We start from the raw sequence: 13,446 nt of genomic DNA on the forward strand, positions 1-13,446 counted from the left end.
ACAACTTAACAGCGCTTTACTTAACTAAACATAAGGCTTTATCTGGTAAATGAATTTGATCAAGAATTTATGGTTATGGTAAAAGGTCATCGTCAACGCAAGTAAGGTTGCCCAGACGATCAAAAAGTAAATGATTTTAAAGAAATTAAAAATTAAGAACGACAAAAAGCCGCCAAAATGGCGATCATTATCAAAATAAAAGAATAATAACGAAACAGATAGGAAGTTTTAGAACTTGAAGAAGATATTGGGGCGACTGATGGGACTCGAACCCACGACAACCGAGATCACAACCCGGGGCTCTACCAACTGAGCTACAACCGCCATATATTGCCAAGGGGCAAGATTTGCAGGCTAAATGGCGCGCCTGGCAGGATTCGAACCTGCGACCACCTACTTAGAAGGCAGGTGCTCTATCCAACTGAGCTACAGGCGCTCGATTTGGCATTTATATATAATCACTTATATATAAAAAAAAGCCTGTAAGGCTCTTTTTGAGATGGTCGGAGTGATAGGATTCGAACCTACGACCCTCTGGTCCCAAACCAGATGCGCTACCAAACTGCGCCACACTCCGAATGTCTCTCAATCATCGATAACTTAGTTTCAAACTTATTAATCAATACCACGTTTAATTTGTTTTCAATCATCGCTATCGAGGTGCACATAATAAGGCGAAAGGCGGAGTATGTCAACACCTAATTCATATTATTTTTAAATAATTGTCCTTTTTTATGAAAAAAGCACATTTTTGGTAAATTTTCTTGGAACTGCTCCCTATTCTGCGCGGTTAAGCTTGGCGGTCGTGACATTAAATGGCATGAGCCAAAGCGGAACTTGAGATAAGTTTGTAGTATCAAAGCGATTATCATGGGTTTGAGAATGCGGTTGTAGTCGAATCGGCTTAATTTTATGGTCCGTCACCGGAAAAACCAGCCAGATATTTTTTGCCTGATACGCTTGCGCGTAGCTTGTCAGCTGATAAGCGTCATGGGCGCGAAGATTTGCCGCTGTACTTGCCTTCCATTTCATATCGATGACGTGGCTGCAACTTGTGGACTGATTTTCTAAAGTCTCATAAATCAATAAATCTGGCTGAATGTTTAAGTAGGGTATGCCTTTACTATCGCGAAGCCAAACGTCGCGCGGCTGAAAAACAGGAGAATGGCAACCTTGTTGAGAGAATTCCTGAGCAATACAAAGCCCCGCCCAGCGCTCAAAAGCTTGGTTCATGTTGATAAATAGGCAAAGCTTTGGTAAGGATTGCCAAGGCGTCAACACCGCAACGCCAGATGGCAAATTTGCTTGACCACTTAACAACCAATACGCAAAATCAAGCAATTGACTGGCATTTTGCGAAGATTGAGCTTGCGCTTTTATCTCAACCCGCGCTTGCTGATAGCTTGCAGTAAGCTGCTGCCGCTCTGACTGACTTAATGGCGAGATCGACTGCCAAGCTTGCAGCGTGCTGCTTAATTGGTTGGTAAATAATAACAGCGCACTTTTTATCAATCGATTGCTGACAAGGTTTTGACTTCGGCTATTAATTTCACAAACCAGCTTACCGGTCGGTGGACTTTTTAACTGCGCTTTGATGATAAGCTTACCTTGAAGCTTGGCTTGAGACTGAATTTGTGATTGGTAAGTGCTGCTTGGTGAATATTGACTTAGTAAACTCAAAAACTGCGCCATTAGCCAATCGATGATCGTCGGGCTTTCGTTGTTGGTAGCTAAGTTTGGGCTGAATTGACCAAGCGCTTTTTGTTTTGGGCTGATCTGATTTTGAGACAAATCGCTGAACATTTGGCAAACCCATCGCCTTGACTCGTTAATGTTTGCCAAATCCAATTTTTGCGTGGTTTTTGGTAAAATCTCAAGGCTGATACCACTTGGTAGCAGCACCACACCGATATAATGACCGATTTTTAGCCGCCACTGACCGCGCTGATATCGCGTCGTAAATACATCAAAATCACAACCAATGAGCCAATCAAAATCGCTTTTGATAGCAAAGTCGCGTTGGGTCAATTCTTGATGCTCTAAAACGCTCATCACACGCAGCGGCAAATTATTGTTCATCATATTTAGGACGATTTATCATAAAGCCGCTGATAAATTGCTGCGGTTGTAAACGGGTCACTGCCTGATATCAGCTTTGGATTTATTATAAAGCCCGTTGCGCCGTGATTAAATTGTCCAAACAGCTGATTTGCGGAAAATTGTGGCGCTTGCTCAAAATGACCTTGCCGTAAATGTGGTGGCGCTTGGATAAATTGCGCGTCAATAGCTTGCTGAGGGTCGTTAAAAATATACTGCAAAATATCTAATTGCTGATTTGCCAATTGCGCAAGCTGCGGAATGATTTGTTGAACAAGCGTGGATTGTAGCTCAGCAATATTGCTAACAGTCATCAAAAACGCGTGACCTAACCTTGCTTCCATGCCAAGCACTTCAATAATCCGCTGATTTAGCCCTACCAAAATTTTTGCCATATCAATCGTCTCATCGTTTATGTCATTGTCGTTATTGAGCTGAATGACAGGCAACAATTCAGGAGTTGGCGGGCAGTCAATAAAGCGAAATCGGCGCCGAAATGCCAAATCAAGCGGCGCAAGCGACACATCTTGCGTGTTCATCGTGGCAAAAATATCAACGTTACTTGGAATCCCAAACTGCCGACCTGAGTAAGCAAGGCTTACGGTCATGGCATTAGGCATTCCTAAGCGCTTGTCCGGCTCAATCAGGCTGAGCAATTCGCCAAAAACGCGCGAGACATTAGCGCGGTTGATTTCGTCAATCAGCATGGCATAGCGGCGGTTGGGATCGCGAGCGGCGCGCTGACAAAGCGCTAAAAACGCGCCATCGCGGATCGCATAACTCATACTTTGGCTGGTTTGGCTGCCAATTGCGCCCTCACTGCCAACTACCGGACGGATGCCCTCAACAAACTCTTCATAGCCATAAGCTTGGTGAAAGCTTACCATGCTAAAACGCTCAAAACGGTTGGCTTGCGCATTGTTTTGGCGGCAAGCTTGGTGAAACTCGCTTAATTGCTCATTAAGCGGCACAAGCTGAATGTCAATATCGGCAAGTAAATACCAAGCACCGTTAATATCTTTATCAAAGTACGCTTGCGCAGCACGGTTTTTATAGCGGACAGTAGTGGATTCAGTATGGCTGAACTGCTGAAGCACTGACCACGCGGTAGCGCTTAAATTTTTATCGCGGAAATTTTGCGCCGCTTTTGCCATAAAAAAACGATGCTCAAGCAATTCTGGCACTTTAACCAGCTCTTGGTGATTTTCTTTGAAATCTAAAAAAATCAGGCAAATCACCTCACGCCAATTGAGCGGCGCGACCAACTGCGAACAAAGCTCATCAATACTTAACGCGGCAAATTCATCGGTATAATTTTTAGCAAGCGTTAATAACTGATGGGTTTTTCCGGTTCCAGCAACACCAAAATAAATGCAATTTTGCGCTTGAGGGCGAATGGTCATAGCAACTAATATATTCAGCAAAAAAGATAAGATTTGGGCGCTTGCTTAAAATTAAAAGGCAATCAAAGTCAAAAGAAAAATGGGCGATAAGTGGGCACCCATTTCACAGCCGAAGCGGTCAAGATAAGCTGACACAGCGCGCCAAGATGATGCTAACATAGCTTGATTGATTGCTCAAAAAAGGACGCTGATATGCCAACGTGGTTTAAAAAAATGTTTAACAATCGCCCCCGTGTGCCTTCAGCGCCAAACTCTGCCCCTGCGTTGCCAATCGCCGCCCCTATCACCAAGCTCAAGCCTGTCAACAACCAATTCACCAAGTTATTATCCGTCACCAAATACTTACCTGCAGGGGCTCGAGCCAGCATTTTATCCAAAGCTTTTGGCAAAGTTGTGCCCTTTGTCGGAACCGCAGGCGTTTATTACGAGCAAGTCGAGCCAAATCAAGTTATGGTCAGCTTAAACAACCATAAATCCGTACAAAACCATATCGGCTCTATCCATGCCGTTGCCGTCACTTTGCTTGCAGAAACCGCCACCGGATTTATTTTAGGACTCAACTTGCCTTCTGATCGCATTTTGCTGATTAAATCCTACAGCGTCAATTTTTACCGACCGCTAAAAAGAGGTCAAGTTGCTGCCATTGCCACCTTAAGCGATGAGTCGCGACTTGAAATTTTAAATACGCCAAAAGGCGAGATGGTTATTCCGTGTATCATCAAAGACCGTGAGTCGGACAGCGACCGCGATTCCATCACCGTTGAGATGACTTGGGCTTGGATCCCAAAATCTGAGCTTGAATCACGCCGCAGCGGTAACTTTGCTGCCAAAACTGAAACCCTTGAAAGCACTACCGCAACAGAAAATAAAAGTCATGAAATAGAAAAAAACGGTGATAGTAAGTTTTCAGCTTAGCTTTCAACTGACCCTACCAAATAACCTTTAACGACCATAGGAAAATAATCATGAAAACATTTTCTCAGCTAAAATCAGCTATCAAGCCTTTGATTTGCAGTATGTTTTTTAGCGCGATTATGCTTCCAGCAATCGCCGCGCCGACTTATTATAGCTCAAGTAAAACCATGCCATTTTCTGACGGCGTTTTGGTGGGCGATACCTTATATATGTCAGGGCAAATTGGCATTAAAGATGGCAAATTGGTCAAAGGCGGCGTTGCCAACGAGACCAAGCAAATCTTTACCAATATGGATAAGGTGCTCGCCAAGTTTAATTTGAGCCGCTCAGATTTGGTCAAATGCAGCGTGATGATTGACGACATGGACGACTTTGCCGCGTTTAACAAAGCCTATCTTGCTGAATTACAAGCGCCTTACCCTACCCGCTCCGCCTTCGCCGTTAACGAGCTTGCCCTTGGCGCAAGCGTTGAGATTGAGTGTTTAGCGTCAAGATAAACGGTTTAGCTTGGCAAAGCATACCGTTTGGCAGTCATCAAGCCAAACGGTTAAAGTATCTCATCAAGAATAGCGCTGTCTTTGGTCACGCGAAGCACTTCTTCAAGCGTCGTTTGACCCAAAAGCACCTTTTGTAAGCCATCGGCGCGGATAGACGGCGTTTTTTGGCGGGCGTAGCTTTCAAGGTCAAATTCAGCAGCGTTGCTATGAATCATTCGGCGTAAGTTGTCATCAATGGGAACGACTTCATAAATCGCTGTCCTACCGCGAAAGCCGGATTGGTTGCACTTATCACAGCCGACCGGTTTTGGCAGCTGGATATTGTCACCAACCTTTTTACCCACCTCAAAAAACAACTTGGTTTGTTCGCTGTCCGCTTGCTGCCAATCAAAGCAATGCGGGCAAAGCGTTCGAACCAAACGCTGAGCCACCACACCAATGAGCGACGACGACAATAAAAACGGCTCAACGCCCATATCTTGCAATCGGGTGACCGCGCCAATTGCGGTGTTGGTATGCAAAGTTGACAGCACCAAATGCCCCGTCAGTGAGGCTTGAACGGCAATCTCGGCAGTTTCTAAATCGCGGATTTCACCCACCATCACCACATCAGGGTCTTGACGAAGCATGGCGCGAAGGCTTTTGGCAAAGGTCATGTCCACTTTGTTATTAATTTGCGTTTGCCCAATGCCATCTAGTTGAAATTCTATTGGGTCTTCGGCGGTCAAAATATTTCGCGATTGGTCGTTTAAATCGGTCAGCGCGGCGTAAAGGGTGGTGGTTTTTCCTGATCCTGTAGGTCCTGTGACCAAAATGATGCCGTGTGGTCTGTGAATAAGCCTTGTTAACTCGTCATAATCTTTATCGGCTAAGCCAAGATAGGTCATGTTGAGCCTGCCAGCTTGCTTATCCAGCAGTCGCATCACCACGCGCTCGCCAAAGCTTGATGGCAACGTCGATACCCGAACGTCCACCTCACGACCTGCCAAGCGAAGACTCATTCGACCATCTTGTGGGACGCGTTTTTCGGCAATATCCAGCCGCGCCATGACTTTTATTCGCGATACCAATAGCGGCGCCAGTTGCCGTTTGGGGCTGATAATTTCTTTAAGCTCCCCATCAACCCGAAAGCGAACGACCAGCCGTTTTTCAAAGGTTTCAATATGAATGTCGGAAGCATTTAAGCGAATGGCTTCGGACAACAGCGCGTTAATCAAGCGGATAATCGGCGCGTCATCTTGGCTGTCCATCAAGTCTTCGGTTTCAGGAACGCTATCAGCAAGACTGTCCAAATCCGGATGATCTTCAAGCCCTGCGGCAATGTGCTGCGACTCACCCGTATTACCAGCAAAGGCGGCAGCAAGCCTTGCTTCAAAGTCATCCGCGCTGATTAAATCAAATTCAGGCGGCGTGTTGACCCCTTGCTGCTGCAAATAGCGAACGGCTTCATTAATCGCCAGCATGGGCGTGGCTTGCGTGATGACCAAAATGGGCGGCTTTGGGTCAATATTCGCGATGACAAGCAGTTGATGGCGTTTGGCAAAACTATAAGGCAGCTGAAGCATAACGGTGACCTAAATAAAAACAAAATCGCGGGTAAAATTGGGATTTATCAAACGGTAAAAACCTTTTAAAAATAAAGCATTAACAACCATAAAAAAATGCGCTGTAATCTTCGGTAACGGTTGCAGTGTTGCTGCTTTGACTTTGATATAATAGCATTTTGCTCAAGCCCTCCGCGCTTTTTTCGTTAAACATCAGCTGACATTAAAGGAACTTCGTTATGCCCTCAGAATCTGTGTCCACCTCCGCCCTATCCCAAGACAGCCTTCAAGTTGGCAGCCGAACCTTTTCGTCAAGGCTGCTTGTTGGCACGGGCAAATATCAAGATTTAGCCCAGACGGGCGCGGCAATTCAAGCTTCCGGCGCACAGATTGTCACTGTTGCCATTCGCCGAACTAATATCGGTCAAAACCGCGATGAGCCAAATTTACTTGATGTGATCTCCCCGAAAGAATTTACCATCTTACCCAATACGGCAGGCTGCTTTGATGCTGATAGCGCCATTCGCACCTGTATGCTTGCGCGCGAGCTATTAGACGGGCATAATTTGGTTAAACTTGAAGTGCTTGGCGATGAAAAAACCCTTTATCCTAACGTCACCGAAACGCTAAAAGCGGCTGAAGTGCTCATTAAAGACGGCTTTGAAGTGATGGTTTATACTTCTGACGATCCGATCGTAGCAAAAGAGCTTGAAAGCATGGGCTGCGTGGCGATCATGCCGCTTGGCAGCCTCATTGGCTCAGGACTTGGACTGCTTAACCGCCACACGTTAAGCTTGATTGTTGAAAATGCCAGCGTTCCGGTTTTGGTTGATGCCGGCGTTGGTACAGCATCCGATGCGGCAATTGCCATGGAACTTGGCTGCGATGGGGTGCTCATGAACTCCGCCATTGCTTATGCTAAAGACCCTGTGTTGATGGCGCAAGCCATGAAACACGCCGTTTGGGCAGGTCGTGAGGCATTTTTAGCAGGTCGAATGCCGATGCGCAAAATGGCGCAAGCAAGCTCACCGCAAACCGGCTACTTTTTTCAGTAAAAAATAAGCTATAAAACTCCCAAATTATAAATGGAATTTAGATTTTCGCGCAAAAACGCTTAAAACGCGCCACTTAAAAAAGGATAAGCCATGCGTTTGCTGACCGCCGTTGATTTGTTATTTTTATTATTAGAGTCGCGAAAGCAGCCGATGCATGTGGGCGGCTTGTTTTTATTTGAGCTGCCAGAATCAACGACCGATCATGACCAAAGCGATTTTGTGCAAAATCTCGTTCAGCAAATGCAAACCTCAACGGTGCCGCCAAGCTTTCCGTTTAATCAAGTGCTCAAGCATTTGCTCGTTTGGGAGACGGATGAGCAATTTAATGTTGAGCATCATTTTCGCCATATTGCCCTGCCAAATCCTGGGCGTATCCGCGAGCTTTTGATGTACGTGTCAAAAGAGCACAGCCGCTTGCTTGATCGCGCGATGCCGCTTTGGGAATGTCACATTATCGAAGGCATTGTCCCAGAATTTGAAGGTTCGCCTGAGCGTTTTGCCCTGTATTTTAAAATTCATCACTCGCTGGTCGATGGCATTGCCGCCATGCGCTTGATCCAAAAATCCTTATCGCAATCGCCCACCGAACCCATGACACTGCCGGTTTGGTCACTCATGACGCGCCACCGCAATCAAGTTGATGCGATGATTCCGGCGGGGCGCTCAGCGTGGACGATTGCCAAAGAGCAATTATCAACCATTAAGCCGGTTTTCACCGAACTGCTTGATAATCTCAAACACTATGGCGATGAGGATTATGTTGGTACTTTTGATGCGCCAAAAAGCATTTTAAATCAGCGCATTTCAGCATCGCGCCGCATTGCTACGCAGTCTTATGAGATTGAGCGCTTTCGTGAAGTGGCTTGCGAGTTTAAAGTGAACACCAACGATGTGATTTTAGCCGTTTGTTCAGGCGCCATCCGCCGATATTTACTGGATATGAATGCGCTACCAAGCAAGCCATTGATCGCTTTTGTTCCCATCTCCTTACGCCGCGATGACAGTAATAATGGCAATCAACTCTCGTTTTTACTTGCCAATTTAGGAACGCATTTGGACAATCCAATTCGTAGGCTCAGCTTAATTCATCGCAGTATGAACAGCGGCAAGCGCCGGTTTCGCCGGATGAATCAAGCTCAGGTGATTAATTACAGCGCCATAGCTTATGCTTGGGAAGGCATTAACGTATTAACCGGACTGTTTCCGCGAAAACAAGCCTTTAACTTGATTATCTCCAACGTCCCTGGCGCTAAAAAGCCGCTCTATTGGAATGGTGCGCCGCTCAAAGCGCTGTATCCGGCGTCCATTATTTTGGATGGTCAAGCCATGAACATCACCCTTGCCAGCTATTTGGATAAAGTGGAGTTTTGCATCACCGCTTGTAGCAAATTGTTGCCGCACGTCCAAGATATGCTCAAACTTATCGAAGAAGAACTGGTCGTGCTAGAAAAATTAAGCGAAGATAAACGCTTAGGGCTTCTTGAATTTAATCCGCTGACGATGTGATAAATTACGTTTAGCAAAACTGATAGCAACAAAAAAAAGCTGGTCAATAGTGCCAGCTTTTTTATTTTGGTTAACTTTTAAAGTCTTAATAAACCGCATCGCCCCAAACCGGAACCACCGTTTGCATCAATGGCTTAAGCAATTTAACGTTACAAGCAAAAATTGAGCCGGTCGTCATAGAGTTATGAGCGCCTTTGTGGTCAACCACCACGCCGCGAGCCTCAGTCACAATCAGCTCCCCTGCCGCGATATCCCAAGGCTTGATGCTCATTTCAAAATAGCCATCAACGCGACCTGCGGCAACGTAGCACAAATCAAGCGCAGCTGAGCCAAGTCGTCTGATTTGACCACCCGCTTCGGTGACTTTTAATAGGCTGTCAAAATGCGCTTTAGCAAAAGACACCACCTCACCATTGCGGCGGCGCTCAAGCGGATGTCCTGTAGTAAATAAGCCACCATCAATGGTTTTGCGCTCGCTCACTTGGATTCGGCGCTGATTTAAGCGCGCGCCTTTGCCGCGGCTTGCTGAAAACATCTCATCGCGAACGGGATCATAAATGACGCCGTGCTGAGTTACGCCTTTGTGCTGAACAGCGATGGAAACACAAAACTGCGGGATACCGTGGACAAAGTTTTTGGTGCCATCAAGCGGATCAATAATCCAGCACCAATCGGCATCTTCGCCCGTGCCTTCTTGCATACCAAACTCTTCACCCAAAAACGAGTGATTTGGGTAGCTGGCTTTTAGCGTAGCGATGGTCAGCTCTTCGCTAAAGCGGTCGATTTGGGTGACCAAACCATCGATCCCTTTGGACTCAATGTCCAGCTCGATCTTGTGGCGGTTTTGGTGCGCGTGCAAAATCTCATTTCCAACTTTTTCAGCAGCTCTTGCTGCGATGACGACCATCGGTTCCATAATTGACCTATTTTGGGTGAACAACGTAAAAATAAAAACGAAAAATAGCGCCGCACCAAGCTCAAAGGCAATGCAAAAAGAGTAAGCTTTAAAACAATACGAACCTGCGGCAAACAGGCGCTAAATTGGTGCTATTGTAATCAAATTTCGCTTGAGGATAAATGATTGATTTTGATTAATTATTAAAACTAAGCAAAATTTATTTGCTCAAGCCGTTAAGCCAATAACTGCTTTAGGCTTGCTTCAATGCCCAATACGTCCAAGCCACTTGCCGCACGCTGCTCACTTTGGCTACCATGCGCTATAAAATGGTCAGGAATACCAAGGTTCATAACTAAAGGCTTATTTTTGGCAAAAAGCGCGGAGTCATTGATCAAATATTCATTGACCGCACTTCCTGCGCCGCCCATCACCGTGTGCTCTTCAATGGTGGCGATATGGGTGATGCCTTGTTTAAGTAACTCTTCAATTAGGGCACTATCTAAAGGTTTCACCCAGCGCATATTTACCAGATGAATTTGAAGGTCACTTTCTGACTGATAGCTGTCAAAAATATTTTGCGCCGCAGCTTGAGCGGTATTTACCATGGTTCCAAACACTAAGATGGCAAGTTTGGTGGTGGCAGTGTCATTTCCTAACACCGCTTCGATTTCAGCTTTACCAACTTCTAAATGCTGAGCTGGTTTTTGAATGACCGCGCCTGTTCCACTACCACGCGGATAGCGAACGGCGGTGCAGCCTTTATAGTCGTAGCAGGTATTAAGCATCTGATAACATTCATTTTCATCTTTTGGCGCGGCGATAATTAAGTTTGGAACGCAGCGCAAAAAAGCAAAATCAAACACGCCGGCATGAGTTGCGCCATCTTCGCCAACCAGTCCTGCGCGGTCAATGGCAAACGTGACATCCAAATTTTGCAGGGCAACATCATGAATCAATTGGTCATAACCGCGCTGCAAAAAGGTGGAATAAATCGCCACAATCGGCTTGACGCCTTGAGTTGCCATGCCGCCTGCCACAGTGACGGCATGCTGCTCGGCAATTGCCACATCAAAAAAGCGCTCGGGGAACTGTTTTGCAAACTCAGTCATCCCTGAGCCTTCTTCCATAGCAGGCGTGATGGCTAGTAGCTTGTCATCTTCCTCAGCTTTGTCACACAAAAACTGCCCAAACACTTCTGAAAATTTTAATTTTGCTGCCGATTTTGATGGAAGCTTGCCCGCTTCTTCAACCAGTTTGCTGATCGCGTGATAACCGACCGGATCGGCTTCAGCGGGTAAAAAGCCTTTGCCTTTGGTGGTATAAACATGAACCAAAACGGGTCCTGAAACTTGTTTGGCACGTGATAACACCCGAATCAGCTCTGGGATGTCGTGACCATCAAAAGGTCCAAAATAGGTAAAACCAATGGCTTTAAATAAATTGTCTTCGATTTTGGGAATGGGTCTTGCTTTACCGTGACGACCTCGGCGATCAAAGCCTTGCATTTCAGGTCGCAACTTGATATCCGGCTGACCGCTCTCATCAATATCAACTTGGTAACCTGACTCCCAAAGGCTGGCTAAATGCCGTGAAAATCCGCCAATGGAGCACGATATCGACATGTCATTGTCATTTAAAATCACCAGTAAATCAGCATCTTGCTGAACCGCGTCATTCATCGCTTCAAATGCCATGCCGCCGGTCATCGCGCCATCGCCAATGATACAAGCAACCGTCTGATCGCGGTTTTGGTAGCGAAGGGCTAAGCTCATGCCAAGCCCTGCGGATATTGCTGTGGACGAGTGCCCCACCCCAAAGGTATCAAAAATGGACTCAGCGCGCTCAGGAAACGCCGTCAAGCCGCCTTTCGCGCGGATACTGCCGATTTGCTCACGGCGACCGGTGAGCACTTTATGGGCATAAGCTTGATGACCTACATCCCAAACGATTTGGTCAGCAGGCGCATTTAATAAAAAATGCAAAGCCACGGTCAATTCAACCACGCCCAAATTTGCCCCAAAGTGACCGCCGCTCACTCCTGCTGAATACAGCAAATACTCGCGAAGCTCATCGGCAAGCATGATCAGCTCATCAACGCTCAAATGCTTTAAATCGACGGGGGCATCGATGGCATCAAGAATCGGCGTGACAGGGCGAACGCTTGGAATGACGTTAAATGACTTTTGCTTGGCATGATGGGTAAAATCGGCGTGATTAGCATCGCTGCTTGATGAGCCTGATAGCGGCGCGTTTTCCATCTGAGACTGTAAAAAAGGTGACTGCTGCATAGACCGTACGATACCTACCCATCTACAAGACAAGCGCGATTTTGTTATGACCATCATCCGTAGCAAAAAGCTGCGACTGACGGGCAAGTAACGGCATTACGCAGGCTTGTCACTGTAACCGTTGAAATAGTATGGCATAATAGCATTTTTTTTTGACAATCACAGACAACATCGTGGCTTGAATGTGAACTTTATGTGATTTTCTAAGCGCGCTTGGCATTCGTAAAGCTTTGCTCGTATTTTATCGCTAAGTTTTGATTGCAATTGCGGTCAATAAAAATGCCTGAATTGAAAAGCGCTGCTCTCGCCCTTATACAACCTTTAATCGATTTGTTTGCAGTGCCATGCCAAAACACCAAGTAACAATAGGCAAAAACAACGATAGGCAAAAAATGCAAAATCAACGTTGAAAAAACAAGCAAAGCCACCTAAACAAAATCAAGCCCTTTTAAGACAGTCAACTTAGGACAGTCATGACCTATCATTTTATTACCCGTGCCAAATTGCCCACCCATCATGGCGAATTTGACATTCATATCTTTGAAAACGACGCCGGTCAAGAGCACGTGATGCTCACCAAAGGCTTACCTGTGACCAAAAATGGCGCAGCCGCTGACAACGATCGCGCGCCCTTAGTTCGGATTCATTCTGAGTGCTTAACCGGCGATGCGTTCGGTTCGCTCAAATGCGATTGCGGATCACAGCTCAATACCGCCATGAAAGCCATTCAAAATGAAGGCGTTGGCGCGATTTTATATTTGCGCCAAGAAGGTCGCGGTATTGGACTGACCAACAAAATCCGCGCTTACGCCCTGCAAGAGCAAGGTCACGATACGCTTGATGCCAATTTGCTGCTTGGGTTGCCAGCGGACGCCCGAACTTACGACATGTGCAGCGCCATGCTGTCGCACGTTGGCGTTGATAAAGTCCGCCTTATCACCAACAACCCCGACAAAGTCGCTTATTTGACCGACCTTGGCATTGAGGTCACCGAGCGCGTGCCGTTGTTGGTTGGGGTTAACGATGTTAATTTAAGCTACCTTGCCACCAAGCGCGACCGGATGGGTCACCTACTTGATAAAGAAATTTTTACCCAAGTCCATGATAATAAATAGCCGCATTTAAATAACAGCTGCGTTTAAATAATAGCCGCGTTTGACAATTGAGTTTCCATTAAAATTTTAATAAATCACTTATAAGATGACTGCTATGACCATTCCAAAGTTTAGTCCAAATGCCGTTG

General features: G+C 46.1%; 10 protein-coding genes and 3 tRNA genes. 5 read left to right on the forward strand and 8 right to left on the reverse strand.

All coding sequences use genetic code 11. The features are described from left to right. Positions 1-248 precede the first annotated feature (248 nt). From HF322_RS04785 to HF322_RS04805, 5 genes are all read right to left on the reverse strand, one after another. Positions 249-324: transfer RNA gene (locus HF322_RS04785), tRNA-His, on the reverse strand. A gap of 35 nt (positions 325-359) precedes the next feature. Beyond that, positions 360-436 (reverse strand) — tRNA-Arg (locus HF322_RS04790). 64 nt (positions 437-500) lie between these two features. Continuing rightward, positions 501-577, reverse strand: a tRNA-Pro gene (locus HF322_RS04795). Between the two features lie 200 nt (positions 578-777). Further along, positions 778-2,082 carry a hypothetical protein gene (locus HF322_RS04800; protein WP_169392252.1) on the reverse strand — a complete coding sequence of 435 codons (1,305 nt, stop codon included), beginning with the start codon at positions 2,080-2,082 and terminating at the stop codon, positions 778-780. Between the two features lie 2 nt (positions 2,083-2,084). Beyond that, positions 2,085-3,500 (reverse strand): McrB family protein, encoded by a 1,416-nt coding sequence (locus tag HF322_RS04805; protein ID WP_169392253.1) that lies wholly within the window; start codon positions 3,498-3,500, stop codon positions 2,085-2,087. A gap of 192 nt (positions 3,501-3,692) precedes the next feature. Here HF322_RS04805 and HF322_RS04810 point away from each other — a divergent pair, with 192 nt between their 5' ends. Both HF322_RS04810 and HF322_RS04815 read left to right on the forward strand, forming a co-directional pair. Next, entirely contained in the window at positions 3,693-4,415 is a 723-nt protein-coding gene (locus HF322_RS04810; protein ID WP_169392254.1) for a DUF4442 domain-containing protein, read from the forward strand. Between the two features lie 50 nt (positions 4,416-4,465). Beyond that, entirely contained in the window at positions 4,466-4,912 is a 447-nt protein-coding gene (locus HF322_RS04815; protein ID WP_169392255.1) for a Rid family hydrolase, read from the forward strand. 50 nt (positions 4,913-4,962) lie between these two features. Here the strand turns inward: HF322_RS04815 and gspE are convergent, their stop codons facing one another. Beyond that, a complete protein-coding gene (gene gspE, locus HF322_RS04820; RefSeq protein WP_169392256.1) occupies positions 4,963-6,477 on the reverse strand; it encodes a type II secretion system ATPase GspE in 1,515 nt (504 codons plus the stop codon). A 218-nt stretch (positions 6,478-6,695) separates the two neighbouring features. Here gspE and HF322_RS04825 point away from each other — a divergent pair, with 218 nt between their 5' ends. Together HF322_RS04825 and HF322_RS04830 are read left to right on the forward strand one after the other, a co-directional pair. After that, positions 6,696-7,511 (forward strand): thiazole synthase, encoded by an 816-nt coding sequence (locus HF322_RS04825; RefSeq protein ID WP_169392257.1) that lies wholly within the window; start codon positions 6,696-6,698, stop codon positions 7,509-7,511. A 90-nt stretch (positions 7,512-7,601) separates the two neighbouring features. Further along, positions 7,602-9,017 carry a wax ester/triacylglycerol synthase family O-acyltransferase gene (locus HF322_RS04830; RefSeq protein WP_169392258.1) on the forward strand — a complete coding sequence of 472 codons (1,416 nt, stop codon included), beginning with the start codon at positions 7,602-7,604 and terminating at the stop codon, positions 9,015-9,017. Positions 9,018-9,102: 85 nt separating this feature from the next. On the opposite strand, the gene HF322_RS04835 is transcribed toward HF322_RS04830, so the two are convergent. After that, positions 9,103-9,933, reverse strand: coding sequence for an inositol monophosphatase family protein (locus HF322_RS04835; RefSeq protein ID WP_169392259.1), 831 nt, complete (start codon positions 9,931-9,933; stop codon positions 9,103-9,105). Positions 9,934-10,148: 215 nt separating this feature from the next. Further along, entirely contained in the window at positions 10,149-12,203 is a 2,055-nt protein-coding gene (dxs, locus tag HF322_RS04840) for a 1-deoxy-D-xylulose-5-phosphate synthase (protein ID WP_169392260.1), read from the reverse strand. A 473-nt stretch (positions 12,204-12,676) separates the two neighbouring features. Between dxs and ribA the strand changes: the two genes are divergently transcribed. Next, positions 12,677-13,318, forward strand: a complete 642-nt coding sequence (ribA, locus tag HF322_RS04845; protein WP_169392261.1) for a GTP cyclohydrolase II — start codon at positions 12,677-12,679, stop codon at positions 13,316-13,318. Positions 13,319-13,446 lie beyond the last annotated feature (128 nt).

Source organism: Psychrobacter sp. MF31 (genome assembly GCF_012847335.1).
Taxonomy (GTDB): domain Bacteria; phylum Pseudomonadota; class Gammaproteobacteria; order Pseudomonadales; family Moraxellaceae; genus Psychrobacter.